The 25,811-nt window shown below is 70.2% G+C and carries 29 protein-coding genes; 17 read left to right on the forward strand and 12 right to left on the reverse strand.

Features of this window, described 5'->3' with window-relative positions:
* The first annotated feature begins 4 nt into the window (after nucleotides 1-4).
* The 3 genes from ATM97_RS27080 to ATM97_RS27090 are packed head-to-tail and all read left to right on the forward strand — an operon-like array spanning nucleotide 5 to nucleotide 5,703.
* Nucleotides 5-520 (forward strand): VOC family protein, encoded by a 516-nt coding sequence (locus ATM97_RS27080; RefSeq protein ID WP_218721023.1) that lies wholly within the window; start codon nucleotides 5-7, stop codon nucleotides 518-520.
* Complete coding sequence (locus ATM97_RS27085; protein WP_218721024.1) at nucleotides 517-2,181, forward strand: FAD-dependent monooxygenase; 1,665 nt, start codon at nucleotides 517-519, stop codon at nucleotides 2,179-2,181. Before ATM97_RS27080 ends, ATM97_RS27085 begins: the two co-directional genes overlap by 4 nt.
* 12 nt (nucleotides 2,182-2,193) lie before the next feature.
* On the forward strand, nucleotides 2,194-5,703 hold the full coding sequence (locus tag ATM97_RS27090; RefSeq protein WP_218721025.1) for an indolepyruvate ferredoxin oxidoreductase family protein: 3,510 nt from the start codon (nucleotides 2,194-2,196) through the stop codon (nucleotides 5,701-5,703).
* 22 nt (nucleotides 5,704-5,725) lie between these two features.
* Here ATM97_RS27090 and ATM97_RS27095 read toward each other — a convergent pair whose 3' ends face one another.
* On the reverse strand, nucleotides 5,726-6,661 hold the full coding sequence (locus ATM97_RS27095) for an alpha/beta hydrolase family protein (protein WP_218721026.1): 936 nt from the start codon (nucleotides 6,659-6,661) through the stop codon (nucleotides 5,726-5,728).
* 215 nt (nucleotides 6,662-6,876) lie between these two features.
* On the opposite strand from ATM97_RS27095, the gene ATM97_RS27100 reads away from it, so the two are divergent.
* Nucleotides 6,877-7,509: a maleylpyruvate isomerase family mycothiol-dependent enzyme gene (locus ATM97_RS27100; protein ID WP_218721027.1), complete on the forward strand. Its 633-nt coding sequence runs from the start codon at nucleotides 6,877-6,879 to the stop codon at nucleotides 7,507-7,509.
* Nucleotides 7,510-7,854: 345 nt separating this feature from the next.
* On the opposite strand, the gene ATM97_RS27105 is transcribed toward ATM97_RS27100, so the two are convergent.
* Nucleotides 7,855-8,463 carry a DMT family transporter gene (locus tag ATM97_RS27105; RefSeq protein WP_218721028.1) on the reverse strand — a complete coding sequence of 203 codons (609 nt, stop codon included), beginning with the start codon at nucleotides 8,461-8,463 and terminating at the stop codon, nucleotides 7,855-7,857.
* Here ATM97_RS27105 and ATM97_RS27110 point away from each other — a divergent pair.
* On the forward strand, nucleotides 8,432-8,788 hold the full coding sequence (locus tag ATM97_RS27110; RefSeq protein WP_218721029.1) for a LysR substrate-binding domain-containing protein: 357 nt from the start codon (nucleotides 8,432-8,434) through the stop codon (nucleotides 8,786-8,788). The two genes, ATM97_RS27105 and ATM97_RS27110, sit on opposite strands and share 32 nt — an antisense overlap.
* A gap of 47 nt (nucleotides 8,789-8,835) precedes the next feature.
* A complete protein-coding gene (locus ATM97_RS27115) occupies nucleotides 8,836-9,066 on the forward strand; it encodes a LysR substrate-binding domain-containing protein (protein ID WP_218721030.1) in 231 nt (76 codons plus the stop codon).
* Between the two features lie 14 nt (nucleotides 9,067-9,080).
* Here the strand turns inward: ATM97_RS27115 and ATM97_RS27120 are convergent, their stop codons facing one another.
* Nucleotides 9,081-12,374: a serine/threonine-protein kinase gene (locus ATM97_RS27120; RefSeq protein WP_218721031.1), complete on the reverse strand. Its 3,294-nt coding sequence runs from the start codon at nucleotides 12,372-12,374 to the stop codon at nucleotides 9,081-9,083.
* A gap of 174 nt (nucleotides 12,375-12,548) precedes the next feature.
* Here ATM97_RS27120 and ATM97_RS27125 point away from each other — a divergent pair, with 174 nt between their 5' ends.
* The 3 genes from ATM97_RS27125 to ATM97_RS27135 all read left to right on the forward strand — a co-directional run bounded on the left by ATM97_RS27125 (nucleotide 12,549) and on the right by ATM97_RS27135 (nucleotide 14,911).
* Nucleotides 12,549-13,277, forward strand: a complete 729-nt coding sequence (locus ATM97_RS27125) for a GntR family transcriptional regulator (protein ID WP_218721032.1) — start codon at nucleotides 12,549-12,551, stop codon at nucleotides 13,275-13,277.
* Between the two features lie 110 nt (nucleotides 13,278-13,387).
* Complete coding sequence (locus ATM97_RS27130; RefSeq protein WP_218721033.1) at nucleotides 13,388-14,248, forward strand: DNA/RNA non-specific endonuclease; 861 nt, start codon at nucleotides 13,388-13,390, stop codon at nucleotides 14,246-14,248.
* 33 nt (nucleotides 14,249-14,281) lie between these two features.
* Nucleotides 14,282-14,911, forward strand: a complete 630-nt coding sequence (locus ATM97_RS27135) for a LysE family translocator (RefSeq protein WP_218721034.1) — start codon at nucleotides 14,282-14,284, stop codon at nucleotides 14,909-14,911.
* A gap of 6 nt (nucleotides 14,912-14,917) precedes the next feature.
* On the opposite strand, the gene ATM97_RS27140 is transcribed toward ATM97_RS27135, so the two are convergent.
* Together ATM97_RS27140 and ATM97_RS27145 are read right to left on the reverse strand one after the other, a co-directional pair.
* Entirely contained in the window at nucleotides 14,918-15,067 is a 150-nt protein-coding gene (locus tag ATM97_RS27140; RefSeq protein WP_218721035.1) for a hypothetical protein, read from the reverse strand.
* Nucleotides 15,064-15,333: a hypothetical protein gene (locus ATM97_RS27145; protein WP_218721036.1), complete on the reverse strand. Its 270-nt coding sequence runs from the start codon at nucleotides 15,331-15,333 to the stop codon at nucleotides 15,064-15,066. Before ATM97_RS27145 ends, ATM97_RS27140 begins: the two co-directional genes overlap by 4 nt.
* Before the next feature lie 230 nt (nucleotides 15,334-15,563).
* Here ATM97_RS27145 and ATM97_RS27150 point away from each other — a divergent pair, with 230 nt between their 5' ends.
* Nucleotides 15,564-16,571, forward strand: a complete 1,008-nt coding sequence (locus ATM97_RS27150) for an FkbM family methyltransferase (RefSeq protein ID WP_218721037.1) — start codon at nucleotides 15,564-15,566, stop codon at nucleotides 16,569-16,571.
* Here the strand turns inward: ATM97_RS27150 and ATM97_RS27155 are convergent.
* Complete coding sequence (locus tag ATM97_RS27155) at nucleotides 16,531-16,998, reverse strand: hypothetical protein (protein ID WP_218721038.1); 468 nt, start codon at nucleotides 16,996-16,998, stop codon at nucleotides 16,531-16,533. The genes ATM97_RS27150 and ATM97_RS27155 overlap by 41 nt on opposite strands.
* A gap of 142 nt (nucleotides 16,999-17,140) precedes the next feature.
* Between ATM97_RS27155 and ATM97_RS27160 the strand changes: the two genes are divergently transcribed.
* Nucleotides 17,141-17,308, forward strand: a complete 168-nt coding sequence (locus tag ATM97_RS27160; RefSeq protein WP_218721039.1) for a DUF4236 domain-containing protein — start codon at nucleotides 17,141-17,143, stop codon at nucleotides 17,306-17,308.
* 13 nt (nucleotides 17,309-17,321) lie between these two features.
* On the opposite strand, the gene ATM97_RS27165 is transcribed toward ATM97_RS27160, so the two are convergent.
* Both ATM97_RS27165 and ATM97_RS27170 read right to left on the reverse strand, forming a co-directional pair.
* Entirely contained in the window at nucleotides 17,322-17,774 is a 453-nt protein-coding gene (locus ATM97_RS27165) for a MarR family transcriptional regulator (RefSeq protein WP_218721040.1), read from the reverse strand.
* A gap of 96 nt (nucleotides 17,775-17,870) precedes the next feature.
* Nucleotides 17,871-18,419 carry a dihydrofolate reductase family protein gene (locus tag ATM97_RS27170; protein ID WP_218721041.1) on the reverse strand — a complete coding sequence of 183 codons (549 nt, stop codon included), beginning with the start codon at nucleotides 18,417-18,419 and terminating at the stop codon, nucleotides 17,871-17,873.
* 461 nt (nucleotides 18,420-18,880) lie between these two features.
* Between ATM97_RS27170 and ATM97_RS27175 the strand changes: the two genes are divergently transcribed.
* Together ATM97_RS27175 and ATM97_RS27180 are read left to right on the forward strand one after the other, a co-directional pair.
* Nucleotides 18,881-19,504, forward strand: a complete 624-nt coding sequence (locus ATM97_RS27175) for a hypothetical protein (protein WP_218721042.1) — start codon at nucleotides 18,881-18,883, stop codon at nucleotides 19,502-19,504.
* Between the two features lie 39 nt (nucleotides 19,505-19,543).
* Nucleotides 19,544-20,917 carry an FAD-dependent oxidoreductase gene (locus ATM97_RS27180; RefSeq protein ID WP_218721043.1) on the forward strand — a complete coding sequence of 458 codons (1,374 nt, stop codon included), beginning with the start codon at nucleotides 19,544-19,546 and terminating at the stop codon, nucleotides 20,915-20,917.
* A gap of 4 nt (nucleotides 20,918-20,921) precedes the next feature.
* On the opposite strand, the gene ATM97_RS27185 is transcribed toward ATM97_RS27180, so the two are convergent.
* From ATM97_RS27185 to ATM97_RS35095, 3 genes are read right to left on the reverse strand one after another with little or no spacing between them, the layout of a single operon-like run.
* Nucleotides 20,922-21,200, reverse strand: a complete 279-nt coding sequence (locus ATM97_RS27185; RefSeq protein WP_218721044.1) for a hypothetical protein — start codon at nucleotides 21,198-21,200, stop codon at nucleotides 20,922-20,924.
* A 57-nt stretch (nucleotides 21,201-21,257) separates the two neighbouring features.
* The gene (locus ATM97_RS27190; RefSeq protein ID WP_218721045.1) at nucleotides 21,258-21,863 is read right to left on the reverse strand and encodes a bifunctional 2-polyprenyl-6-hydroxyphenol methylase/3-demethylubiquinol 3-O-methyltransferase UbiG; all 606 of its coding nucleotides are present in this window, start codon (nucleotides 21,861-21,863) and stop codon (nucleotides 21,258-21,260) included.
* A 47-nt stretch (nucleotides 21,864-21,910) separates the two neighbouring features.
* Complete coding sequence (locus tag ATM97_RS35095) at nucleotides 21,911-22,198, reverse strand: hypothetical protein (protein WP_374104909.1); 288 nt, start codon at nucleotides 22,196-22,198, stop codon at nucleotides 21,911-21,913.
* A gap of 220 nt (nucleotides 22,199-22,418) precedes the next feature.
* Here ATM97_RS35095 and ATM97_RS27200 point away from each other — a divergent pair, with 220 nt between their 5' ends.
* Nucleotides 22,419-23,333, forward strand: a complete 915-nt coding sequence (locus tag ATM97_RS27200; protein ID WP_255588506.1) for a D-alanyl-D-alanine carboxypeptidase family protein — start codon at nucleotides 22,419-22,421, stop codon at nucleotides 23,331-23,333.
* Between the two features lie 46 nt (nucleotides 23,334-23,379).
* Nucleotides 23,380-23,946: a hypothetical protein gene (locus ATM97_RS27205; protein WP_218721046.1), complete on the forward strand. Its 567-nt coding sequence runs from the start codon at nucleotides 23,380-23,382 to the stop codon at nucleotides 23,944-23,946.
* A 10-nt stretch (nucleotides 23,947-23,956) separates the two neighbouring features.
* On the opposite strand, the gene ATM97_RS27210 is transcribed toward ATM97_RS27205, so the two are convergent.
* The gene (locus ATM97_RS27210; protein WP_218721047.1) at nucleotides 23,957-24,721 is read right to left on the reverse strand and encodes a GTP pyrophosphokinase family protein; all 765 of its coding nucleotides are present in this window, start codon (nucleotides 24,719-24,721) and stop codon (nucleotides 23,957-23,959) included.
* Nucleotides 24,722-24,856: 135 nt separating this feature from the next.
* Here ATM97_RS27210 and ATM97_RS27215 point away from each other — a divergent pair, with 135 nt between their 5' ends.
* Both ATM97_RS27215 and ATM97_RS34595 read left to right on the forward strand, forming a co-directional pair.
* The gene (locus ATM97_RS27215) at nucleotides 24,857-25,654 is read left to right on the forward strand and encodes a metallophosphoesterase (RefSeq protein WP_308248636.1); all 798 of its coding nucleotides are present in this window, start codon (nucleotides 24,857-24,859) and stop codon (nucleotides 25,652-25,654) included.
* A complete protein-coding gene (locus tag ATM97_RS34595; RefSeq protein ID WP_255588507.1) occupies nucleotides 25,642-25,809 on the forward strand; it encodes a hypothetical protein in 168 nt (55 codons plus the stop codon). The genes ATM97_RS27215 and ATM97_RS34595 overlap by 13 nt, the downstream gene beginning before the upstream one ends.
* Nucleotides 25,810-25,811: the final 2 nt, after the last annotated feature.

The raw sequence follows: 25,811 nt of genomic DNA on the forward strand, positions 1-25,811 counted from the left end.
GCTCATGGCATCACCGGCAAAACTCGCGCACGTCGTCCTGCGGACCGGTCGGCTATCGGAGATGGTCGACTGGTACGTCCAGGTCCTGGAAGGACGCCTGGTCTTCGGCACCGACCTGCTGGCGTTCGTGACCTACGACGAGGAACACCACCGCGTCGCCTTCCTGGCGACCGGCGCCTCGCAGCGCCCGACCGACGCGCACTCGGGCCTGCATCACGTGGCCTTCACCTACGACACGCTCGCCGACCTGCTCGCCACCTACGAACGGTTGAAGGCGCTCGAGGTGCGGCCGTTCTGGACGATCAACCACGGCCCGACCACCTCGATGTACTACGAAGACCCCGACGGCAATCACATCGAGCTGCAGATCGACAACTTCGCCACCGACGCGGAGCTGGCCGACTTCTTCGAGTCCGGCGCCTTCGCCGCCAACCCGATCGGCGTGGAATTCGATCCCGACGACCTCGTCGCGCGCTTCGGCGCGGGTGAGTCGTTCGCCAACCTGGTGCGGCGGCCGTGAGCGCGCCCGATCGGACGCCGGTGCTCATCGTCGGCGCGGGACCCGTCGGCCTGGCGACGGCGTATGTGCTGGGTCGGCACGGTGTCGCGAGCCTCGTCTGCGAGCGGTTCGGCGGGATCAATCCGCATCCCCGCGCGCATGTGGTCAACACCCGATCGATGGAACTGCTGCGCTCCTGGGGCATCGCCGACGCGGTCACCGGCGACGCCGTCGCGCCGGAGTGGATGCGCAATATCGTCTGGAAGCAGACCCTGGCCGGCTCCGCGCTCGGTCGGATCGACCTCGCCGATGGCGGACAGGACCGAATCCTGCGCCGCGCGGGCGCTTCTCCCGAGATGATCACCTCGTGCGCGCAGGATCGCGTCCAGCAGCGACTGCTCGACGCGCTGCGGGCACAGGGCATGGCGACGCTGGCCTTCGAGACCGAGGTTCGCGGTGTCGCCGACGTGGGTGATCACGTGGCGGTCGAGCTCGAATCCGGTGGCAGGCGCCGTACGGTGCAGGCGCGCTACGTCGTGGCGTCCGACGGTGCCGCGGGCACTCTGCGTGACGATCTCGGCATCGGCATGGCGGGCGTGCCCGAGCTGGGGCAGCAGCTCAACATCTATTTCCACGCCGATCTCGCACCGTGGACCGAGGCGGACCCCGCGCTGCTGATCTGGCTGATCAACGCCCACTCGCCCGGTGTGCTCATCGGCATGGACGGCGACCACCGCTGGACGTTGAACCGGCCGTTCGACCCCGCACAGGAATCGCTGTCGGACTACACCCCGCAGCGCTGTATCGACCTGGTGCGCACCGCGGTCGGGAGCGCCGATCTCGCCGTCGACATCCGGTCGGTGGGGACATGGACGATGGCGGCCCGGACCGCGGCGAGCTATCGCGCCGGGCGGGTCCTGCTCGCCGGGGACAGCGCGCACCAGTTTCCGCCGACCGGCGGGCTCGGCATGAACACCGGTCTCGCCGACGCCGACAACCTGGGCTGGAAGCTCGCCGCCGTCCTCGGCGGCTGGGCGCCGGACGCCCTGCTGGACAGCTACGAGACCGAGCGCCGCGCGGTCGCGGTCAGCAATACCGAGCACAGCGTCGGCAACGCGCTGCGCATGGTCGATGCCGGGGTCGGCCCGCTGACCGTCGAGATCGCCCAGCGGCTCGACAGCCCGGATCCCGAGGTGGCGCAGCGGGAACGCGACCGGCTGGCCGCCGCGATCCCGCAGCACCGCGCGCACTTCGACGACCTCGACCAGGAACTGGCCTATGTCTACGACGCGGACGGCGTCGCCACCGATCCGCTCGGCACCGCCGTCGTCGGTGCCCGGCTGCCGCACGTGTGGACCCGCTACGACCAGGCGACGATCTCGACCCTCGATCTGCTCGGGCCATGGTTCACCGTGATCGCCGGCGCGGCCGGATCGTCCTGGGCGACAGCGACAGCCGAGGCCGCCGGGCAGATCCCGATCCGCGCCTTCGTGGTCGGTCGGGAGCTCGATCTCGACCCCGGCCGGCTCGGTATCGGCACGACGGGCGCCGTCCTGGTGCGGCCGGACGGGCACATCGCCTGGCTGACCGATCGCGCGTCCGAGACACCGGTCACCGACCTGACCCTCGCCCTGCGCGGTGCCCTCGGCATCTGTGCATCCGCGTCCCGACAGACCTCGTAGAAAGCCATCGATGTGACCGAACACCCCGCGCCGGTAGCACTGTCGGACCGGTACACCCAGCTGACCGGTGCCGTGCACCTCACCGGCATTCAGGCCCTAGCGCGGTTGCCGCTGGAGCTGCGCCGCGCCGATCTGCGGGCGGGCAGGCGCACCGCCGCATTCGTCTCCGGCTACGAGGGCTCACCGCTGGCCGGTTACGACACCGAACTCGCCCGCAACGCCGCGCTGCTGACCGAGCACGACATCGTCTTCCAGCCCGGCGTCAACGAGGAACTGGCCGCGACCGCGGTCCAGGGCACGCAGCTGGCGTCGGTCCAGGACGACAAGCGCGTCGACGGGGTCGTCGCGCTCTGGTACGGCAAGTCGCCCGGGCTGGATCGCGCGTCCGACGCCATCCGGCACGCGAACATGATGGGCACCCACCCCGACGGCGGCGTACTCGCCCTCGTCGGTGACGATCCGGCCGCGAAGTCGTCGACCGTGCCCGGCGCGTCCGAGGCGTTGCTCGCCGACCTCGGCCTGCCGACCCTGTATCCGGCGGATCCCCAGGAGGCCCTGGACTTCGGGCTGCACGGCGTGGCGATGTCGCGGGCCTGCGGGCTGTGGGTGGCGATGAAGATCGCGACCAATGTGGCCGACGGATCGGGCACGGTGGACCTGGCCCCCGACCGGGTCCGCCCGGTGGAACCCGACCGGACCGTCGACGGCACCGTCTACCGGCACGAGGTGACCGCACACGTGCTGCAGCCGACCCTCGGCGTGCTCGAACGCAGCCGCGAGGGCGCGCGGCTGGAGATCGCGCGGCGCTATGCCGTGGCCAACGACCTCAACCGGATCACCCACCGTGGCGTGGACGACCGGCTGGGGATCGTCGCCGCGGGCAAGACCGCACTCGATGTGCGCCAGGCACTGGGCAGCCTCGGCCTCGACGACGCCGAATTGGCCAGACGCGGTATCCGCCTGTTGCGCCTCGGGATGATTCATCCGCTCGAGCCGACGGTGGTCCGGCGGTTCGCCGAGGGGCTCGACGAGATCATCGTGGTCGAGGAGAAGCGGCCCTTCCTCGAGACCGCGATCAAGGACGTGCTCTACGGCAAGCCGGACGCCCCCCAGGTCACCGGTAAGAAGCTGCCCGATGGCGCCGCCTTCCTGCCCGTCGACGGTGAACTCGACCCCGACATCATCGCGACCAAGCTCGCCGTCCGGCTGACCCAGCTCGGTGGATTCCCGTCGGTGGCCGCGTGGCGTGGGCGCGCTCGCAGCGAAACGCTGTCGCGCGCTCTGCCTTTGATCACCCGGACGCCGTATTTCTGCTCGGGCTGTCCGCACAACATCTCCACCAAGACACCCGAAGGCGCAACGGTCGGCGCGGGCATCGGCTGCCACGGAATGGTGTCGCTGATGAGTCCCGCGCAGGTCGGCGATGTCACCGGCCTCACCCAGATGGGTGGCGAGGGCGCGCAGTGGATCGGCATGGCGCCGTTCCTGGCCCGCACCCACTTGATCCAGAATCTCGGTGACGGGACCTTCCACCATTCGGGCAGTCTCGCCGTGCGCGCGGCGATCGCGGCCGGCAGTCACATCACCTACAAATTGCTCTACAACTCCGCGGTGGCGATGACCGGTGGTCAGCAGGCCGTCGGGGTCATGTCCGTCGCCGAGATCTGCGCGGCGATGCGCGCCGAGGGAGTCGCGCGGATCATCGTGACGACCGACGAACCGCGCCGGTACCGCAAGATCGCGCTGCCCAGGGGAGTCCAGGTCTGGCATCGGGATCGGCTGATCGAAGCCCAGGAGACCCTGGCCACGATCACGGGTGTCACCCTGCTGATCCACGATCAGGAGTGCGCCACCGAGCTGCGGCGCAAACGCAAGCGTGGACTCGCGCCGAAGCCGATCGAGCGCATCGTGATCAACGAACGGGTGTGCGAGGGCTGTGGCGACTGCGGACAGAAGTCGAACTGTCTGTCCGTCCAGCCCGTCGACACCGAATTCGGCCGCAAGACCCGAATCGATCAGTCCTCCTGCAATATCGACCGTTCCTGCCTGGCCGGTGACTGCCCGTCGTTCCTGTCCGTCGTGCCGGCGCCGGACCATCGCCGCGCGCCCGCGGTGCCCGCCGGTCCGACCGATGTGCCTCGGCCGCCCGCGACCTTCCCCGCGACTCACACCACGCGCATCACCGGTGTCGGCGGCTCCGGCGTGGTGACCTTGGCACAGTTGCTCAGCACCGCGGCCACACTGGGTGGGCTCCGGGTCCGGGCACTGGATCAGACCGGGCTCGCCCAGAAGGGTGGTGCGGTGGTCTCCGACATCACCGTCTCCCGCGAGCCGATCGACCAGGGCAGCAAGGCGATCGCCGGGGGCTGCGACCTGTACCTCGGGTGCGACCTGCTCGTCGCCGCCGATCCCCGCTATCTCGTCGCCGCCGATCCCGCGCGGACCGCGGCGGTCGTCTCCACCAGCGAGGTCCCGACCGGGCAGATGGTCACCGATCCCGCCGTCTCGTTTCCCGCGGCCGGACCGATCCGCGACGCGATCGAGGCGACCGTGGTCGAAGCTCGCTTCCTCGACGCACGCGGCGTGGCGATCGCGCTGCTCGGCGCGGATCAGTTCGCCAATCTGCTGCTCGCGGGAATCGCCGTCCAGACCGGCGCGTTGCCGCTGGCGCCGGCCGACATCGAAACGGCCATCGACCTCAACGGCGTGCAGGTCGCGGCGAATACGGCCGCTTTCCGCTACGGCCGGCTGGCGGTCGCCGACCCCGACGCCTTTGCCGTGGCATTGGCCGAGGCGACAGGCCCGGCCGAAACACCCCGCGCGCGTTCGGCTTCGGCGGACCAGCTGCTGGCGACCGTGCACGCCGCACCCGAATCCGAGCTCCACCGACTGCTCGCGCTGCGCATCCCCGACCTGATCGACTACCAGAACGTCGCCTACGCACGGCAATTCAGCACATTCGTCGAACAGGTGCGCCTCGTCGAGACCGAGCGAACGCCCGGTTCTACCGCCCTCACCGAGTCCGTCGCGCGCCATCTGTACAAGCTCATGGCCTACAAGGACGAGTACGAGGTCGCCCGCCTCTCGCTCGACCCCGATATCCGCGCGTCCGTCGAGGCGGAATTCGGTCGCGGCGCCCGCATCTCCTACCGGCTGCACCCGCCTGTGCTGCGTGCGCTGGGTATGAAGAACAAGCTCGAACTCGGGCCGTGGTTCCGTCCGGTCTATCGGAGTCTGGTCTCGATGCGCCGAGTCCGTGGCACCCGCCTGGATCCCTTCGGCGCCGCGGGGGTTCGCCGGACCGAGCGTGCCTTGATCGCCGAATACCGGACGGCCGTCACCGAGCTTCTCGCCGGGCTGAGCAGCGAGACCCTTCCGCTCGCGGTCGAAATCGCCGATCTACCGGACATGGTCCGCGGCTACGAGTCGATCAAGATGGACAACGTCGCGCGCTACCGTGCCCGGATGGCCGAGCTGATGGCCGGATACTCCGACGCGGCGTCGCGCGGAGGTTCCCGATGACGCGGTGGGTGCGCATCGGGTCCTAGGCGCCGACCGAGGACAGCAGCATGGGCAGCGCGTTGCGCATCTGTACCTGCCAGGCGTCCCAGTTGTGGCCGTGGGACGGCACGTAGCGTTCGTCGACATTCGCGCCGAGCGACTGCAGCTTGTCGACGAAGCGGTAGTTCTGTTCGTAGGCCAGCGATTCCACGGGATCGTTCTTGCCGTAGGAGACGAACAGCGGGATTCCGGTCAATTTCGACGCCTGGGTGTACGGGTTGTTCTGCTCCCAGATCGAGCGCTGCGCGGTGTAGTCGCCCCACACCCGCTTCCAGTCCGCGGCGCACCCCTGGCCCGGCTTGTCGGGGTCACCGGGTGCGCCGGAGTCGTGCAGCGGGTCGACATTGCCGCTGAAGGCGGCGGCGGAGCGGAACCATCCCTGGTACTTCGCCGCGAACTTCATCGCGCCGAGACCACCCATCGAGTTGCCCGCGACGGCCCGGGTGGTGCCCGCCCGGTAGCCGGATTCGAGAATCGTACGCACGTCGTCGGTGAGGTACTTCTCCCAGGCGGGTGCGCCGTAGGCGCCGTAGTTCCACCAGTCGGAATAGGCGCTGCACCAACTGGTTTCGGGCACCACGTAGATCGCTTCGGTGCCCGCGGTGAGGGCTTCGAGGTCGCCCTTGTCGGTCCAGGACTTGTGGTCGTCGAACCCGCCGTGCAGCACCCAGATGGTGGGCCAGGTGCGTCCGGCGTTCTTGGACCAGCCGGGCGGGAGCAACAGCCGCACGACCTTCACCGCGAAGCCGGGGCCTTCGAGGTTGGGGGAGGAGATCCCGATGTCGAGAATGCGGTCACTGACCCTGGTTTCCCAGCGCACCGTGCCCGCGGCGGCCTGCGCGGGAGCGGGCAGGGTGAATGTGGCGGCGACGGCGGTGAGCAGGGCTGCGAGGGCAAGGGATAGGCGAGGTCCGAACATCGGAGGGTCCTCTCGATCGACGGTGCGCGCCGCGGTGGTCACGGGCGGCGTCGACGCGCGACCCGAGCGCTGGGCACATCGGCGAATACTAGTGTTCGACAATCTCTTCCGCTGGCGATCCGCGTCATTCCCCGCGCCCGGCGCCGGTGGTCGGACCGACGCGGGGGCGCCTCGGCGGTACTGTGCGGGTCGGTACCCACGGAGCGGAGGCTGACGTGAACGAGATCTGGCCGGTGGTGCACGCCGAGCGTGCTGCCCTGATCGCGGACCTGACGGACCTGCCCGCGCAGCGGTGGTCCACGCCGTCGCTGTGTGCGGGCTGGGACGTGCACGACGTCGTGGCACATCTGACCGACGACGCGAAGACCACCCGCCTGGGATTCTTCGTCCACTTCGCCGCTGCCCGTTTCGATTTCGACCGTTTCAACGACGCGGGCATCGCGCGGGAGCGGGCCGCGGACCCGGTGCTGACGTTGGCCGCGTTCCGCGCGGCGAGCCACCGGACCACCGGTGCCCCCGCGCCGAAGGCGACCAGGTTGATCGAAGCGTTCGTCCACGGCGAGGACATCCGCCGTCCCCTCGGCCTGCACCGGGACTACCCCGTCGCGCCGATCGTTACCGCGGTGCGACATCAGCTCGGCACCTCGGTGAAGGTCGGCGGAGGCAAGGAACGCGCACAGGGCCTTCGCCTGACGGCCACCGACGCGGACCTCGAGGTCGGTGCCGGTCCGCAGGTGCGCGGCACCGCCCTGGCGCTGCTGCTCGCGCTGTCCGGAAGACCGCTCGAGGCCGGCGAATTGGACGGTCCGGGCGCCACGACCCTGACGGGCCTGCCGCACGCCGGGTGAGCGCGACGCCCACGCGGTGAACCGCCGTCGACGCTGACCGGCCACCGGCGCGGCCGACCTCGCCGCACCTGGGTCGCCGGTGGTGCGCGGCGCACCGTCCGCCGATCGGCCCGAGCGAAGTGGCCGGGCGTATGGAACGCCGGTGCGCGCCGGGCGGCTGCGCACCGCGTGGCAGGCCGCGCATACCCCGGTGGCGGACGTCCCTCGATGGGCCGCGATCACCGCCTTCGCCGTCCCGTCGGCGGTGCTCCCGTCCAGCCTCCGGCGAATCGGCGTGGCCTTCCTCGACGACGACGCCGCGGGCAAACGCGGAGATCTTCCGTTGCACCAGCGCGCATCCGGTGATCAGCGCAGCGAGCCCGGCCAGCGGGCGCTGGTCACGGGCTTGCTCGGCAGCTGGCACCAGCCACGGTGGTCGATGGCCGCCGACACCAGTTGCTGGCCGGTCACGGTCAGCGCGATGGTGGTGGCCGCGCCGATCTGCGGGATGACGGTGACGTAGGTCGCCGCCGCGACCCCGCCCAGCCGGCCCCACCACGGCACCGTCCGCAACGGGGCGAGCCGCGGCCGCGGCGTGCGGCCGGTGACCACGACGACGGCCAGCGCCACCGCGATGGTCACCGTCGCCACGACGAACGACCACAGTCCGGTGACGAACGGATCGTCGAGCGCCCGGCGCAACGCGGCGTTGGTCGCGCCCTGGACCGGAAGTGCCGCGCCGGCACCGAGTCCCAGCGCGATCCAGCCCACCTGCGCCCTCGCGGAGGTCTGGCCCCGACCACCGGTGAGCTGGCTGCGGATCACCACCACGATCCCGGCCAGCAGCACCGCGGCGCCCAGCAGCATGCCCGGTCCCAGCGGCCGCGGCTCGACGCCGAGCAGCCCGCCGACGTCGAGCGCGAGGGAGGCGAACATCTGCCCGGTGACGAACAAGCCGACCGAGGTCGGCATCATGGGCGCGCTCGGCCACGTCGTCGCCCCCGTGCTGCGGGCGTTCACCGATGCCCACCCCGGGGTCGAGCTGGTCCTGCGCGAAGCCCATTTCGCCGACCCCTTCGGCCCGCTGCGCGCAGGCACCGTCGACATCCAGCTGCTGTGGCTGCCGGTCCGCGAGCCCGACATCACCGTCGGCCCCACCGTGCTCGTCGAACCGGTCCGGCTCGCGGTGCCGGAGGCAGCGAATCGGTCACGCGCGCGACGATTCCGATCGAGGACCTCGGCGACCACACCCGGTGCGATATCGGCACCGGCGCACCCGGCTACTGGGCCGACGAGCTGATCCCGCCCCGCACGCCCGCGGGTCGCCCGATCCCGCGTGGTCCCCGCGTGCACACCTTCCAGGAGATGCTGGCCGCCATCGCCGCGGGCCGGGCCGTCGCCCTGGCCCAGGAACACTGCGTGCGGTACTACGCCCGCCCCGGCGTGGTGTACGTGCCGATGTCCGACGGCCCGCGTTGCCGCTGGACCTTCGTCTGGCGCGCCGACCCCGAGACCGAGCTGATACGCGCCTTCGCGGCAGTCACGGGTGATTTCGCGGCCTCCCGTACAGCGTCCTGACGCGGGTGGCGTTCCTACATCGCGTCGGCGGGCAGGCGTGCCAGGCCGAGCTGATCGCAGCGCCGCACCAGCGGCGCGAGAAGACGATCCGCCTCGGCCGCCCGGCCCGCTCGCCGCAGGGTCGCGCCGCGCAGCAGGCCCGCGCGCACCGCGGCCAACGGCCTGCGTTCGGCGTCGATCCCGGCCAGGAGGGTTTCCGCGCGTTCGACCGCGAGCTGGTGGCGGTCGGTGGCGGCCAGCAACCGGATCGCGGAGTCCTCGTCGGTTTCGTCGATGGCCGTGGCGATTCCGTCCTCGCGCCGGATCGAGCGCGGGCGGGTGATCTCCGCGACCACCGCGGGCTCGAGGACGACACCGAGCCGCACCTGTTCATTGCGGATACGGGCGGCCAGGCGGGGCAGCCCCAGTCGTTCGGCGTGGGCCAAGCCTTCGTCGAGCAGGCCGAGCGCGCCGTCCCGGTCGCCGCGCAGCGCGCGAACCCGGGCTCCGGTGGCGTAGGTGGCCAGCATGAAGTCGACCCCGCCGCCCCCTTCGGTGGACAGTTCCCTGCTCTGTTCGAGGAGTTCGGCGGCGGTGTCCGGATCGCCTGTCTCGTATCGCAAAGCGCCGAGCAGCGCGCCGGCCAGACGGGTGGCGTGCGCGGCAGGACCCATCGTCGACCGCGCGGTGTCGTACGCGGTCGTGAGCAGGTCCTCGGCGCCGGCGACATCGAGTTGCTCCCAGGCCGCGAGCCCGGCGTAGCAGCGCCCGTAGACCGACAGGAACGGACCGCTCTGCTCGTGATACGGCGCCGCCCACAGCTGCCGGCGGCGGGCCTTGTCGTAGTCGAAACGGTGGATCGCCACGTAAGTGGCGATATTGGCCGCCACGCCGGGAATGCGCGGAGAGAAGTCGTCCGGACGGGCCAGCGCGTCGCCGATCAGGCCGTCCAGCTCCGAGATCCGGTCGGCGAACATCTCGCCGACGCTGATCGCCACGTCGGCCTCGGTGCGCATCTCGGTGCGATCCGGCTCGGCGGGCGCGGCCGCGACCAGCGCGGTCTCGAAGCGGGCGAGCGAGGCCGCGGTGGCCGTGGGACGCCGCAGCACCAGATCGATCCAGACGCCGAACAGCTGGATCCGCGGTCTGGTCCGGCACACCGCGGCGGGCAGCTTGGCTAGAATGCCTTGCAGCATCATCATTCTCGAGCGTTCCAGCAGGTACCCCGCGCCCTCCTCGACCAGGTCGACCGCCCGCTCCGGATCGTCGGCCGCCAGCGCGTGCTCGACCGCGTCGTTGAGCAGGTGCTGCCGGGCGAACCATGTCGCGGCTTTCTGCCGCAGCGGCGCGATTTCGGTCGGCCGGTCCTTGGCCAGGCGGCGACACAGGTAGCCGGCGAACAGCTGGTGGTAGCGATACCAGTCGTGGTCCGGGCCCGTCGGCAGCAGGAACAGCCCGCGGTCGGCGAGGTCGGCGAGCAGCGCGGCGGCGTCGGCGCGGCCGGTGAGCGCGGTCGCCAGGCCACCGCAGATCCGCTCGCAGATCGAGGTCGTCATGAGGAAGTCGAGCGTGTCGGGATCCCGTGTGTCGAGCACGTTCTCGGCGAGGAAGGCGCCGATATCGGGGTGCAGCGCGAGGCTGTCGAGCAGGTGCTCGGGTGCCTCGCCCGCGCGCAGCGACAGCACGGTCAGCTGCAGCGCCGCGATCCAGCCGTCGGTGGCGCCGGCCAGCGCGGCGACCTCGTCGGCCGTCAGCCGCACGCCACCGGCCTCGGCCAGGAAGGCACGCACCTCGTCGGCGTCGAAACGCAGGGTGGCGGCGTCGATCTCGGCCAGTTCGCCGTGGATACGCAACCTGCTCAGTGGCAGTTCGAGCCGCGCGGTGCTGGTGACGACCAGCGGCAGATGGTGGCAGCCGTGCTCGAGCAGGAACCGCACGGCCGCCACCGAGGCCGTGCCGGTGACCCGCTGCCAGTCGTCGAGGATCAGTGTCACCCGCCGGTCGCGGGTGTGCAGTCCGTCGACGAGCGCGGTGAGCACGGCGCGGGTGGGATCGTCGGGGTCGGCTTCCAGCAGCCGGTCGAGCTCGTCGGCGAGGTCGGGGACGGCGGGCCGCAGGGCTTCGGCCAGGTGGGTGAGAAACCAGGCGACGTTGTCGTCGTCCTCGTCCAGCGTGAGCCACGCGACGGCCGCGCCGTGCTCGATCAGTTCGTCGTGCCACTGCGCGGCCAGCGTGGTCTTGCCGAATCCGCTGGGCGCGTGGATGGCGGTGAGCCGGGTGCCTTCGCTCGTGCGCAAGTGCTCGAGCAAACGCTTCCTGGCGAGGGTGGCGCGGGCGGGAGTCGGCGGGCGGTACTTGGTGGCGGGTGTCGGTGGGGCGGTGGTTCGTTCGTGCACGCGCGGCGCCGCGACCGGCGCCGTCGCCGGACGCACCGTGCTCGGAATCCGCAAGATGTCGACCTCGCCGCCGGTGCTGCGCTGGGCTTCGCGCAGTTCCGCGCCGAACGCGGCGGCGCTGTCGGGCCGATCGGCGGGATCTGGGGCCATCGCGTGCTCGATGACAGCCCTGACCTCCTCGGGCACATCCTGATCGGTGAGATCGGGTCCCGGCTGCGCGGATACCCGCAGGAACTGCGACAGCACCTGCTCACCGACGCGCCGCTCGTAGGCGACATGGCCGGTGAGAGCGCAGAACAGGGTGGCGCCGAGACCGTAGACATCGGCGGCGGTGGTCGCCTGCGCGCCGCGCAGCACCTCCGGCGCGGCGAAAGCGGGCGAGCCCGTGACGACGCCGGTGGTCGTGTGGAATCCGCCCTGGATCCGGGCGATCCCGAAATCGGTGAGCTCGGGCTCGTTGTAGTCGCTGAGCAGGATGTTGGACGGTTTCACGTCGCGGTGCAGGATGCCCGCCCGATGCGCGGTCTCGAGCGCGCCCGCCATCTTCACACCCAGCCGCAGCGTCGCCGCCCAGTCGAGCGGGCCGACGGCATGGATGCGCTGCTCGAGCGAGCCCCGCGCGTGATACGGCATCACCAGATACGGGTGCCCACCATGCGTGGTGCCCGCCTGGAACACCGCGACGATGTGCGGATGGCCGGACAGCCTGCCCATCGCCTGCTGCTCGCGCACGAACCGTTGCAGCCCGTCGGGGTCGAGTTCGGCGGTGAGGACCTTGACGGCGACCACCCGATCCAGATCGGGTTGGGCGCACCGGTACACCACGCCGAAACCGCCGCGCCCGATCTCCTCGGCGTCCTCGAAGCCCTCGGCGGCGAGTTCCGCCGCGATGCCCGAGGCCGAGCTGCGCTGAGTCGGCAGGTTGTCGGCCATCTCGGCTCGATTCGGTCACGGCGTGTCGGCGGTGCGCTGGTGCGCTCGCCTCTACCGAGGATAGCGCCGAAACCGTCGGTGTTCGACGACGTCAGGCGCGTTTCGGGCATCCCTGGACCACGCGTCGCCGGGTCGTGCTGCGGGCACCGCCGAGCACGACGCATAATGCACAACATGTCGAACGACACCGACCGACGCCCGCCGATCTCGACGACGCGAGACCTGCCACCGCGGGCGAACTCGCAGCGTCAGCAGCTCTCCGATGACGTCGCCGACTACGTCCGGGAGCTGATCATCTCCGGACGGGTTCGATCGGGCGAGTTCCTGCGCGCTGAGCCCATAGCCGAGGCGGTCGGCGTGAGCAACACGCCGGTGCGAGAAGGTCTGCTGCTCCTCAGCGGTGAGGGGTTCGTCGAACTGGTGCCCCGGCGCGGATTCATGGTCTCGGCCTTCAGCGCGCGCGATGTGCGGGATCTGTTCTGGGCGCAGGCCACGCTGGCCGGCGAGCTGGCAGCGCGCGCGGCGAAATCCATCTCCCCGCGCGACCTCGCCCGCCTGGCCGACATCGTGGGTGAACACGAAAAGGCGGTCGCCGATGGTGCCGAGGCCGACCGCACCGTAGCCCTGCGCGACGAATTCCACCGCACGATCGTGTCGGCCGCCGAATCGCGTCGGCTCGCGTTACTGCTCGGCTCGATCGCCAAGCAACTGCCGAGCCGGTTCCACCGCGACACCGACGACTCGCTGGACTTCCTACCGGCGATGCTCGAGGCGCTGCGGAAGGGGCGTGCGAAGACGGCGAGCAGCCTGATGCGCGACCACATCATGTCGGGAGCCGACGCGCTGATCGCGACGCTGGAGCAGCAGGACCGACTTCCTGCGGAGAAATCCACCGCCCGGTGAAAGGAATCCGGAGCGTGATGCGGGTAGTCGACTACGCGTGAGGTCACCGAGCCCGGCGACGACGATGGCGGGCACACCCATCGCACCGCCGGCCCCGGGAAGTGATCGCCATGACCGCCATCCACACACCGACGACAGCCGTGAGTCCGGCGAGCGATGCCGTACCTCGGACCGGCTACGTGCCGGGATTCCTGGCCACCAGGATCGAGGTGCCCGCACTCGACGCCGAGATCGCCGCCGACGCGGTGCGCCTCGACGGCTCCGCGGTCATCCCGTACACCCACTTCTCGCTGGTATTGAGCGCTTCGCGGCGCTTCGCCCGCTGGGTGGGGTGGAATATCGACGGCGCGTCGATGAAGCGGATCGACCGGACCGGCATCGAGTTCGTCAAGGACGCCCGGCTGCCCGCTCAGGCGCAAGTGGGAAACGAGCTCTACCAACGCAATCGGCTCGATCGCGGGCATCTGGCGCGACGCGCGGATCTGCTGTGGGGGAGCATGCCCGAAGCCGAGCAGGCCAATGTCGACTCGTTCTTCTACACCAACATCACGCCGCAGATGGACGACTTCAATCAGAGCAGCCGCAACGGTGTGTGGGGCAGGCTCGAGGACGCCGTGTTCGCCGACGTCGACATCGATGACCTGAAGGTGAGCGTGTTCGGCGGACCGGTGTTCGCCGCCGACGATCGCGTGCACCGTGGCGTGGCGCTGCCGCGCGAGTACTGGAAGGTGATCTGCTTCGTCGAGGACGGTCGGCTGACGTGCCGGGCCTTCCTGCTGACCCAGCGTCTCGACCACCTCGAAGCCCTCGAACTCGACGAATTCCGCGTCTTCCAGGTGTCGGTGACCGAGCTCGAGCAGCGCACCCGGCTCCGCTTCCCGGACGCCGTGCGAGCCGCCGACACCCTGGCGCTCACCGAGTCGGCCGGACCGCAAGTGCCGCTGACCACCACCGCCGACATCACCTGGTGAAGGCAGCGCCGCGCCCGCTTCTACGATGGGGCGATGGTTGGTGCTGTCCTGTCGTTCACCCTCGCCGCGGTCGTACTCGTCCTGCTGCCGGGGCCGGACACGCTGGTCGTCGTGCGCAGTCTCGTCCGGGGCGGGCGCCGGGCCGGGATCCGCACGGCCGCGGGCGTGCTGTGCGGGCTGACGGTGTGGGTCGTCGCGGCGGTGCTCGGGCTGTCCGCGCTGTTGCGCGCCAGTGAGGTCGGCTACGAGGCGCTGAAGATCGTCGGCGCCTGCTATCTGGTGTGGATCGGCGTGCAGTCGCTGAAGGCGCTGCGCAGACCGATCGACGCGGCAATCCTCGATCCGTCGGGGTCGACGGCGCCGCTGGACCGGGTGGGCAATTTCGGCGCCGGCTTGCTGACCGACATCCTGAATCCGAAGATCGGCGTGCTGTTCGTCAGCTTCCTGCCCGGATTCGTCCCCGACGGCTACTCGCCGGTGTGGACGACCTTGGGCCTTGGCGCGGTGTACATCGCGCTGACCGCGCTGTACTGCGCCGCGCTCGTCGTCGCCGCCGGCTCGATCTCGACCTGGATGCGGACCGCCCGCGTCCGCCGCCGCATCGATGCGCTCACCGGGCTGGTGCTGGTCGGGTTCGGCGTCCGCCTGGCGACCGAATCCTGATCCCGTTCAGACGATTCGTTCGTCCGGCTGGGTCTGCGTCTGCGGCGGATCGCGGTGCAGCTCCAGCCAATAGCTGAGCACGACCACGGCGTATCCCGACACCAGCGAGCCCACGGCCAGAGCACAGAGCCCGCCGATGAGGGCCAGCAGTGTCACCACTTCTGTCCCGGCTCGGCCGACCCGCCGCGACGATCCCCGCGCAGCCGATCCGTTCGCGCACGCTTGGCGGCATCGGCCAAGTCGGCGATATCGAAAGCCAGTGAGCGTCCCTCCCGGACGAGATCGCGACCCGAATCGGCGGCCGCGCGCCGGGCTTCCCGCTGATGGACGGCCACCGCGGCACCCACCTCGCGCGCGAACTCACGCAACGCCGCCAGATCCTGCGTCGCCATCTCGACCCACCCGCCTACTACCGTTGACACCAGCAACCTCATCGTCGCCACCCCGCCGGACTATTGAGTGAACAGTTGTGCACTGACATCACCACGTTATCCGGTAACGGGGGTACCGGCAAGTGTAGGACTCCGCAAACGCCGCAGTCCCGCTGCCGGGCACCGCGACTGCGTCTTCGAGACGGCATCAGGGCCCGGTCGCGACGGGCGGGCAGCACCGGCTTCGGCCCGACCGTCCCGAAGCGGTTCTAGGGTGAGGCATGGTCGAGTCGGATCCGGCGGCATGGCGCGACACCGTGCTGGTGCCGCCGCCGTGGACGCCCCTGCAGGTCGCCGCCCGCTGGTGGGTGCGCTACGGGCCGGGCGTGGCGGTCAAACGTCGACTGCTGCGTGAATGGCTCGACGTCGGCCTGCGTCAGCACCCGCGCGTGGCCAGAACCGTACGGACCCGCCATGGTCGGCGTTTCCACATCCCGACGACGCTGGACTTCGTCGCCCGCGCGATCTACCTGCACGGCTGCTGGGAACCGGTGGTCACGGCGGTCATCGTGTCCCGGCTGCGGCCCGGCGACACGATGATCGACCTCGGCGCGGCCGGCGGCTGGCACACGGTGCCGGCCGCCCACCTCGTCGGGCCGAGCGGATCGGTCGTCGCCGTGGAGCCCGCGCCCGCGGCACAGGAGCAGCTGCGCGCGAATCTGGCGCTCAACCGCTGCGACAACGTCCGCGTCGCCGCCGTGGCGATCGCCGCCGAATCCGCACCCGTGCGGCTGTACGTGCCCGATCGGGGCAACGCGGGCGCGACGACCACGATCCGGCCCGGCAGTCACATCGCCGAGATCGTCGTCCCCGGTGCGCCGTTGGCCGACATCGTGAGTCCGCGTGAGCTGGCCCGGGCGCGAATCATCAAGATCGACGTCGAGGGCGCCGAAGGTATCGTGCTGACCGACCTGGCCGCGCTGATCCCGCGACTGCGGGCCGACTGCGAGATCCTCGTCGAGCTGACGCCGCGCTGGCTCGCCGGTACCGGCCACACCGTCGAACACCTGCTGGAACCGTTCACCGGCAACGGATTCCGGGTCTACCGGATACCCAACTCCTACGCGCCGCAGGACGCGCCGGTGTTGCTGCGACGGCCGCCGCCGCTCACGCCGTCGACCGGAGCGCTCGACGGCCAGACCGACCTGCTGCTCTCCCGAGCCGGGCCGGACCCATCGACGATGCCGCTCAGGGCATTTCGACGGTTTCGGCCCTGGCGACTTCGTTGATGGCGCGCAGCACCGACTGCTGGGCGGGCACCCGCGCGGTCGTGGCCAGATAATCGATCAGCAGAATCGCCGCGGGCCGGGGATCGGTCGGCGGACGGCCCTCGCCCTCGTCGATGCCCAGCGCACCGGTCAGCGCGCTGACGACCGCGGCCGCGTCCAGCCGAGGCAGCCAGACCACCGACCGTCGCACCACCGCCTCGAGGACGTCGCGCACGTCGTCACCGGTGAGACCGTCCGGATGCGCGATCTCGAGCAGTTCCCGCACGATCGCCGCCAGCACCACGTCGACCTGATCGGACGGCAACTCGGCGAGATCGCCGATGGCGGAAGCGAATCCCGGCTCGTCGGCGGCCTGCGCCGCCAGCAGGGCCGCCTCGATCGCGGTCGCGATCTTGCGGGCCGGTGCGGGCCACTCGGTCGGCCACATGGCGCGGGTTCTCCTCCCGGATCGGCGCGCACCTGCGTGCGCGAGCGGGTGCCAGCCTAGCGAGGGCGGGTGACCGAACCGCGGGGTCCCGTGCGACCCGCCGTGATCGGTTATCCTGGAGCCGATCTCAGGAAGGCTTCACATGCCCATCAGATTCCGTCAGCGCAAGTCGTTCGGCCCGCTGAAATTCAACTTCACCGAATCCGGTCTGTCCTCGTGGAGCATCAAGATCGGCCCCTGGACCTGGAACTCGCGCACCCGGAAGAACAGCGTCGACCTGCCGGGTCCGCTGAGCTGGCGCCAGCGCTGACCGAACCACGTCGTCAGCCTGCCAGCGGTGTCTGCTCGCTGACGATGTGGGTCATGATGGCCACCGCGTGGGTGAGGACGGAGATGTCCTCGTCGGAGAGCTTGGACAGTTGCTCGGTCAGCCATTCCTCGCGGGCCTGAGCCTCGTCGGAGAGCAGGGCGAGGCCGGATTGTGAAGCGGCGATGATGATCTGGCGCCCGTCGGTCGGGTGCGGGGATCGTTCGACCAGGTTCATATCCGTGAGGGACGCGATGACACGGGTCATCGACGGAGGCTGCACGCATTCCCGGCCCGCCAGCGTTCCCGGTGTCATCGCGCCTTCTCTGGCCAGCGTGGACAACGCCGAGAGCTGCGTCAGGGAGATGTGCGGATCGGCGCGCCGGCCGCGCAGGCGCCGGGCGAGCCGCACGGTGGACAGGGAGAGATCACCGGCGAGAGCGCGGGTGTCCGGCAGAGGCGTGGTCATACCCATGAACTTTACGAACAAAATGGCCTCGACGGCTACCGATCGGCAGGGACCGGGGGCCGGATCCCCCGGAACCACCGCCTGGGACGAGGGTGCTCAGCTCGCGGCCGGGCCGTAGTCGAGGTGGATGACGCCGTTGTCGTAGACGTCGGTCGACAGCAGCGCGAGGGGGGTCTGCTCGCCGTCGACCCAGAACCGCTCGCCGGTGCCCAGCGCGATGGGGTACACGAACAGGTGCAGGTGGTCGACGAGGCCGTCGCGCAGCAGCGCGCGGACCAGGGTGCCGCTGCCGCTGATGTAGATGGTGCCCTCGGTCTCGTCCTTGAGCTTGCGGATCGCGTCGACGTCGTAGGCGCCGAGGCGGACGCTGTTGGCCCACTGCTCCTTCGGCTCCTGCGACCCGACGATGTACTTGGTGGTCTCGTTGAAGAACGGGGCGCCCGGGTCGTCCTCGACCGTGCGCGTCGACCAGGCGGGGGCGAACATCTCGAAGGTCTTGCGGCCGAGCAGGATCGCGGTGGCGTCGCCGGTGATCGCGCCGAGGGTTTCGCCCATCTTCGGATCGAATCCGTAGGCGACGGTGAACGACGGATCGTCGTACATGCCGTCGAGAGCGATGAATTCGTGTACTGCGATGGTGCCCATGATGATGTCCCTTCGGTGGTTGTCGTCAGCGGTGTCTCGCTGTCGAAAACTACCGTGCCGGGACCGCCTTACGGTTTGTTTACGGTGGCGCGCGGGCGCACCGAAACCGTCCTCGGCAGTGCGCGGGACCCCCGGACAGAACAGTCCCCGGTAGCGTTGATCCGACACCATGAACCTCAGTCGTCGCTGACTGCCCTGGTCGTCCGATCTGCTTGCCGGGGGCCTGGCCGGAGCCTGGAAAATCGTCGCCACTGTCGACGGACGTCTCCGCTCGGCCGTGCGGCTCTTTTCCGGTTTTCCGGTATATGTCCAGTGTTCTCCGGATTTCGCCGGTGTCAATACCTGCGCCTACCCGAATACGACGGAAAATGGGCATTGTGCCGGCGGTGGGCGTGGAGGACAGTGGGTATGTCCGGTGGTGCCCACCGGGGCGCCGCCTTTACCCAGGTAGGAGGTGGCTCGTGTACGCACGCTCCAGCACAATCGCGGCCCAGCCGTCGTCGATCGACGGCGGGATCGCATACCTCCGCAACGACATCATGCGGAATCTGCCCGAAGTCCAGGGCTGGGTCGGTCTGTCGCTGATGGTGGACAGGGCGACAGGACGCTGTATCGCGACGACCGCGTGGGAATCCGAGGAGTTGATGCAGGCCAGCAGGCCACACGTCCAGATGCTGCGGGACGGCTTGGCCCAGGCGCTGAACGGACCGGTGGAGAAGGTCGAGGAATGGGAAGTGGCGGTCATGCACCGCGACCACCTGGCCGGCCCGAACGCGTGCACGCGGTGCACGTGGGTGCAGGTCGACCCGTCCGCTGTCGACGGCGCGATCGAGACGTTCAAGGCGCAACTGCTGCCGGAGTTCGAGAAGCTCGACGGTTTCCGTAGCGCCAGCCTGTTCGTCGACCGGGCCACCGGCCGCGGCGTCGGCTCGACGGTGTGGGCGAGTCGCGAGGAACTGGACAGCAGCCGTGAGCACGCGGACCGGATCAGGGCGATGGCGACCCGGGTCACGGGTGCGCAGATCGTCGACGTAGCCGAGTTCCGGCTGGGATTCGCGCATCTGCGCGTGCCCGAGATGGTGTGATCCCCGACCATCACACGTCGCGCCCGTACGGTGGACGGCATGGGCGAACGTGTGGTGGTCATCGGCGGCGACGCGACGGGGATGGCCGCCGCGTCGCAGGCCCGCAGGCTGCGTGATGCTGACGACCTCGAGATCGTGGTGTTCGAGAAGGGACACCATTGCTCGTATTCGGCGTGCGGCATCCCCTATTGGGTGAGCGGGGACGTCGACGCCGCCGACGATCTGATCGCCCGCACACCCGCCGAGCACCGTGATCGCGGGATCGACCTGCGGCTGCGGACCGAAGTGCTCGACATCGATCCGGCCGGTCGCCGGGTGCGCGCGCGTGATCTCGGCACCGGCGCACAGTCCTGGACCGACTACGACAAGCTCGTCCTGGCGACCGGCGCGACACCGGTGCGGCCGCCGCTGCCCGGCATCGATGCCGACGGCGTGTACGGCGTGCAGACCCTCGACGACGGGCAGGCCCTGATCGACGGGCTGGCGGCGGCCCCGGGGCGCGAAGCGGTGGTCGTCGGCGCCGGGTACATCGGTGTGGAGATGGCCGAGGCGCTGGTCACCCGCGGATTCCGGGTCACCATGGTGACCCGGGGCGCCGAACCGATGTCCTCGCTCGACCCCGACATGGGCGCACTGGTCCGGAAAGCCATGGAGGGGATGGGAATTCGGGTCGTGCCGGATGCCGAGGTGACGGGTCTGCCGACCGGCGCGGACGGCCGGGTCCGCGCGGTGACGACCGCCGACACCGAGTATCCGGCCGACGTGGTGGTCCTCGGGATCGGCGTGCGCCCGGCCACCGACCTGGCCCGGCGCGCCGGGCTGCCGCTGGGCGAGTCCGGCGGCCTGCTCACCGACCTCGCCCAGCGTGTGCGCGGGCACGACGAGATCTGGGCCGGTGGAGACTGTGTCGAGGTGTTCGACCTGGTCTCGGGCGCTCTGCGCTACGTGCCGCTGGGCACGCACGCCAACAAACACGGCCAGGTCATCGGCTCGGGCGTGGGCGGCGGCTACGCCACGTTCCCCGGCGTCGTCGGCACCGCGATCAGCCGGGTGTGCGATCTGGAGGTGGCGCGCACCGGCCTGCGGGAGAAGGACGCCGTGCGCGCGGGTCTGCAATTCCACCCCGTCACCATCGAATCCACCGGCCGCGCAGGCTATTTCCCCGGCGCCGCGCCCATGACGGTGAAGATGCTCGCCGAACGCCGCACCGGCCGGCTGCTCGGCGTCCAGATCGTCGGTCGCGACGGCGCCGCGAAACGCATCGATACCGCGGCCGTCGCGCTCACCGCGCGGATGACGGTGGAGCAGGTGATCTCGCTCGATCTCGGCTACGCGCCACCGTTCTCGCCGGTCTGGGACCCGATCCTGGTCGCCGCGCGCGCCGCGGCCCGCGCGGTGGTGCGCGGCGAGTAGTGCCTCAGCCGGAGCGGGTCGCCAGGTAGATCAGCAGGCTCAGTCCCAGGGCGAGGGCGCCGAGAATGCCGCCGACCAGCGTGTCGGCTCGATTGGTCGCCTCGCCGCGCTCGATGCGGTCCCACCCGAAGAACGCCGCCGTCACCGCGGCCACGGCGGTCGGAGCCGCCAGGAATTCGCCGGCGAACGGGATGAACGAGAGCACGAAGGCGACGATGCCGAGCACCAGCGCCGACAGCCCCACGCCGTTGCGCGGGGGCGGCGAGACCTCGGGGTCGGGCATGCCACGAGGCTAGCCGGTCTCGGCCGTCGGCGCGTCCCACCGACGGCCGGTCGCGCGTCAGGAGAACACGGCCACCAGGAAGTCCGCGTCGTCGGTGAACGGGCGCAGATCCCAGGTCGACAGCAGCAGATCGACGGTGAGCCCGGCGGATTCGGCATCGGCCAGGAATTCGGAGAACTCGTAGCCGCGGTCCGCGCCGAAACCGATGACCACCCGGCCGCCCGGCCCGCGATGCCGGGCGAAGGCGGTCAGCACCGCCGACCGCGTCGAGGGGGCGAGGAAGGTCATCACATTGCCCGCGCACACGATCACGTCGAAGTCGCGGGTCGGCAGATCCAGTTCGGCGAGGTCACCGACCAGCCAGGTCGGGCCCGGATGATCCGCTCTGGCCGCCTCGACGAGAATCGGATCACCGTCGACGCCGACCACGGTGTGCCCGGCCTCGTGCAGGTAGCCACCGATGCGGCCCGCCCCACAGCCGGCGTCGAGCACCCGCCGGCCGCGCCCGAGCATCGCGTCGATCAGGCGCGCCTCACCGACGATATCCTCGCCCGCGGCGGCGAGGGAGCGGAAGCGCTCCACATACCAGGTCGAATGCGCCGGGTCGGCGGCGGTGAGCTCATCCCAGCGGCTGGGGGTGCGCTTGCTCGGCGACGCGCTCATGCTCGGATCCTCCTCGGGTCGACCCGATCGACCCTAGCCGGTGATGCTCATCGGCTCGGCTCCGGCAGCTGGCACGAGGCGATCCGGGGATTGGCGCCCAGATAGTTGAGCGGGCCCGCGAGCACGGTGACGCCGATCGTGCCCAGGCCACCGCAGTCGGTGGGCGGGTTCGCGAAGTACTGGCGCTGTGCCGCCGCCAGCAGCCCGAGCCCGAACCAGACCAGCATCAGCGTCGACAGGACGAACTTGGCGATCTGGTGCGACGGCCGAGCGTGGATCTCTCGAACTTCGCGAATCTCTCGATTGCGGCGATTCCGGCGACCGTTCATCGTCATCGCGTCCTTCCCGTTTCCGAGTAGCTCGCTGATACCCCCTGCGAACAGGGCCGATCCTGTGGGACCACCGACACGCGCGACGCTCAGTGCTATCAACAGTGCAGCCCGGCGCGCGGACAGTCAACCGTTATGCCGGTGTCGCGACCGAGGGAACCGGCCGATGCGGAAAAGCGGTGGTCAAATCCCACGACTCGGCGTGCTTGTGGGACAGAATGTCGCCATGCGGACATTTGCCGGGATGTTGCACGCTGTTGTCGCCGGAGTTATGGTCGTCGCCGCTGGTCACGGGGTCGCGGGTGCCGCGCCCTCCGGCAGCGCCGCCCTCGATCAGCTGCCCTGGACGGTCGGTCCGGAGGGCGTCCAGGCCACCGGGGCGGCGCTGGCCGACGGCCTCACTGGCACGGTGGTGTGGTCGCGCAACGCGCACACCCCGGTCCCGATCGCCAGCATCACGAAGGTGATGACGGCCATCGTCGTGATCGCGGGCAACGATCTCGAGCGACCGGTGACGGTGCCGAACGAGGTGGTCGGGTACTGCGCCGAGCACAACGGGAGCACCGCGGGCCTGGCGCCCGGCGAGGTGCTCACCGCCCGGCAGCTGCTGTACGGGCTGATGCTGCCGTCCGGCTGCGACGCCGCCTACGCCGTCGCCGAGTCGTTCGGCCCCGGCCAGGACGCGTTCATCGCCAAGATGAACGACACCGCGCGCCTGTTGGGCCTGGCGGGAACACAATTCACCGATCCCAGCGGCCTGCCGAACCCCACCGACGACTCCACCCATTCGACACCGGTGGACCTGGTCGCGATGGGCGTGCGCGCGATGAGCCTGCCGGTTTTCCGCGAGATCGTCGCCGCCCGTGACTATTTCGTGCCCGCCGGACCGGGGAACCGTGAACACCGCTGGGAGACGACGAACCGGCTGCTGCGGGAGTACCCCGGCACCATCGGCATCAAGACCGGCAGCACCAACGCCGCTGGGCACTGCCTGCTGTTCGAGACGGTCCGGGCGGGCATCCCGGTGATCGGCGTGGTGCTGCACAGCTCGGCGCACAGCAGCGCCGCCGCCAAGGAAGACGCCGAACGGCTGCTGAACTGGGCCTACGACCCGATCATGCGCGTCCTGCAACCGGCCTGACGGCGACAGCGCGCCGATGTCGGTCGGCGTTCCTACACTGGCCGGCGTGACGCTCACTCCCGCCGATCTCCTCGGCTACACCGAACGCGACCTCGACGGCGATCTCGCCCGGTGGTTCCCGGCTGCCGAACCCGTCGTCATCCCGGCCGAAACCCGTTCGGTCGCACCGCTTCTCGACCGGCTCGCCCCCGCCGACGCGGCCGCGCTCGCGGCCTTCGACCGCCGGGTCCGCTCCGGTCGGCTGCCGCAGTTCCTCGACATCTTCGACTGGTCCTACGCCTTCGACTTCGCCGGCAACGACTGCGGCATCCTCGACGCGGACTACACCACCGAGCTGACCGACGACGACGTGTTCTCGATCGGCGCGGACGGCGGCGGCAACCTCTACGTCGTGCTCGCCACCGGCCAGATCGCGGTGTGGTTCCACGAGGAGGAAGTGCTCGAGGGCGGCACCCGCTTCGACAACCTCGACGTCTTCCTCTGGTCGTATCTGCGCTATCGGGCGGTGCGCGCGGGCGCACTCGCGCGCGCCGACGTCGAGGCCGACTTCACCGCGCTCGGCCAGGACGGCGCCCTCGCGCCGGACCTGGGGTTGCTGGCCATGATGGGGTAGCCCGGCGCGCTCAGCGGTGCGGGGCGCCCGCGGTGAAGGCGTGGTAGAGCACGCTGAGGTCGAGCGTCTCGGCCGGGTGCGCCCGCGGCTGGGCCGTGCGGTCGATCTGCCGGTGCAGCGCCTCCATCTTCTCGTCGAGCTGGGTCGCCACCTCGGCGGCCTGGGCGAGGTCGCTGCGCAGGTTCGGCGGCACCTCACCCCGGTACTTGTAGTAGATCTTGTGCTCGAGGCTGGCCCAGAAATCCATCGCGATGGTCCGGATCTGGATCTCCACCGGCACCCGCTGGGTGCGGTCGGAGCGGAACACCGGGATCGAGACGATCAGATGCAGGCTCTGGTAGCCGTTCGGCTTGCGATGGGTGATGTAGTCGCGCTCCTCGAGGACGGTGATGTCCTCCTGACCGGCCAGCATGTCCCGGATCGTGCCGATATCGGAGATGAAACTGCACACCACCCGCACACCGGCGATATCGAGCACGTTCTCCCGGATCGCGGCCAGGTTCATCGCGTAGTTCTTGCGCTGCACCTTCTCCAGCACGCTCTCGGGCGACTTGAGTCGCGAGCCGACGTGCTCGATCGGGTTGTACTCGTGGGTGTTGTTGAAGTCCTCGCGCAAGATGTTGATCTTGGTGGTGATCTCGTCGATCGCGAACTTGTAGCCGAGCATGAAGTCGACGAACTGCTCGCGCAGGACTCGGATGTCTTCGACGGTGGCGCGCTCCCCGTTCCCGGGCGGGCCGTCGTCGGCGTTGAGGTCGAGCTGCCAGGGTTTCATCGCCCTCCATTGTGCCTGCTCCCCAGGGGTTGGTCCGCGGGGTGAGGTGGGTCACGGGCCGCTGGGCCCGTCCCCGGTGCGTGCCGGGCAACGCTGCGCACCTCGGCGGGGACACTCGGTGCGATCCTCGGACTCGTGCACTGGCTGCTCTACCGGCGGCTCGGCGTCGCCACCGGCCTCGGCCGCACCGCCCGCCGTGCGCTCGCCGTCGGGCTGGTCCTCCTGTGGATTCCCCCGGTCGTCGCGGTCGGCGCGGGGAACGCGTACTCGCCGCAGCCGATCCGGCCGATCGTGTGGTGGGGCGAGGTCTGGCTCGCGGTGATCTTCTACCTGCTGATCGGGCTGGCCGTGCTCGGCGTGGTGTTCGCGGTGGCCCGGTTGCTGGAGTTCCGGCACCGTCGCGGGCTGATCCAGGTGGCCTCGGGCGTGCTGGTCGTGGCTTCCCTCGGGACGGTCGCCTACGGCGTCACCGAGGCGAACGACCTGCGGGTGCTCGAGACCGACCTGTCCTTCGCCGAGCTGCCGCGCGCGGCCGACGGGCTGCGGGTCGCGGTCGTCGCCGACATCCATGTCGGCGCGGCGCGTGGCGCCGACTTCACCCGGCGGGTGGTCGAGCTGGTCAATGCCCAGCAGCCCGATGTGATCGTGTTGCCCGGTGATCTGCTCGACGGCGCGGTCGTCCATGTCGGCCCCGATATCGATCCGCTCGCGGGGCTGCGCGCGAAGAGCGGGAAGTTCGTCGTCGCGGGTAATCACGAAGGGTACGTGGACCGTCCGGACAACTGGCTCGACTACTACGACGCCCTCGGTCTCACCACCCTGCGCAACAGATGCTCATCGCCCACCAGCCCCTGCAGGGCGCCGGGGCGAGTGAGCGCGGGGTCGACCTGCAACTGTCGGGACACACCCACGGTGGTCAGATGTGGCCGCTGAGGTATCCGGTCGGCTGGATCAACGGCACCGTCGCCGGTGCGAGCCGCATCGGCGACCTGCAGCTGTACACCACGCGCGGTATCGGCGCGTGGGGCCCGCCGGTCCGCGTCGGCGCGCCGCCCGACATCACCGTGGTGACGTTGCGGGCCCGCTGAGG

This window comes from Nocardia sp. MH4, assembly GCF_019266065.1.
Taxonomy (GTDB): domain Bacteria; phylum Actinomycetota; class Actinomycetes; order Mycobacteriales; family Mycobacteriaceae; genus Nocardia; species Nocardia canadensis.

Coding starts and splice junctions, on each gene's coding strand:
- ATM97_RS27080 (WP_218721023.1), top strand. CDS start 5: ATGGCATCACCGGCAAAACTCGCGCACGTCGTCCTGCGGACCGGTCGG.
- ATM97_RS27095 (WP_218721026.1), bottom strand. CDS start 6,661: ATGTTCGGACCTCGCCTATCCCTTGCCCTCGCAGCCCTGCTCACCGCC.
- ATM97_RS27105 (WP_218721028.1), bottom strand. CDS start 8,463: ATGATGCCGACCTCGGTCGGCTTGTTCGTCACCGGGCAGATGTTCGCC.
- ATM97_RS27120 (WP_218721031.1), bottom strand. CDS start 12,374: ATGGCCGACAACCTGCCGACTCAGCGCAGCTCGGCCTCGGGCATCGCG.
- ATM97_RS27125 (WP_218721032.1), top strand. CDS start 12,549: ATGTCGAACGACACCGACCGACGCCCGCCGATCTCGACGACGCGAGAC.
- ATM97_RS27130 (WP_218721033.1), top strand. CDS start 13,388: ATGACCGCCATCCACACACCGACGACAGCCGTGAGTCCGGCGAGCGAT.
- ATM97_RS27135 (WP_218721034.1), top strand. CDS start 14,282: ATGGTTGGTGCTGTCCTGTCGTTCACCCTCGCCGCGGTCGTACTCGTC.
- ATM97_RS27150 (WP_218721037.1), top strand. CDS start 15,564: ATGGTCGAGTCGGATCCGGCGGCATGGCGCGACACCGTGCTGGTGCCG.
- ATM97_RS27155 (WP_218721038.1), bottom strand. CDS start 16,998: ATGTGGCCGACCGAGTGGCCCGCACCGGCCCGCAAGATCGCGACCGCG.
- ATM97_RS27160 (WP_218721039.1), top strand. CDS start 17,141: ATGCCCATCAGATTCCGTCAGCGCAAGTCGTTCGGCCCGCTGAAATTC.
- ATM97_RS27165 (WP_218721040.1), bottom strand. CDS start 17,774: ATGACCACGCCTCTGCCGGACACCCGCGCTCTCGCCGGTGATCTCTCC.
- ATM97_RS27170 (WP_218721041.1), bottom strand. CDS start 18,419: ATGGGCACCATCGCAGTACACGAATTCATCGCTCTCGACGGCATGTAC.
- ATM97_RS27180 (WP_218721043.1), top strand. CDS start 19,544: ATGGGCGAACGTGTGGTGGTCATCGGCGGCGACGCGACGGGGATGGCC.
- ATM97_RS27185 (WP_218721044.1), bottom strand. CDS start 21,200: ATGCCCGACCCCGAGGTCTCGCCGCCCCCGCGCAACGGCGTGGGGCTG.
- ATM97_RS27190 (WP_218721045.1), bottom strand. CDS start 21,863: ATGAGCGCGTCGCCGAGCAAGCGCACCCCCAGCCGCTGGGATGAGCTC.
- ATM97_RS35095 (WP_374104909.1), bottom strand. CDS start 22,198: ATGACGATGAACGGTCGCCGGAATCGCCGCAATCGAGAGATTCGCGAA.
- ATM97_RS27200 (WP_255588506.1), top strand. CDS start 22,419: ATGCGGACATTTGCCGGGATGTTGCACGCTGTTGTCGCCGGAGTTATG.
- ATM97_RS27210 (WP_218721047.1), bottom strand. CDS start 24,721: ATGAAACCCTGGCAGCTCGACCTCAACGCCGACGACGGCCCGCCCGGG.
- ATM97_RS34595 (WP_255588507.1), top strand. CDS start 25,642: ATGTGGCCGCTGAGGTATCCGGTCGGCTGGATCAACGGCACCGTCGCC.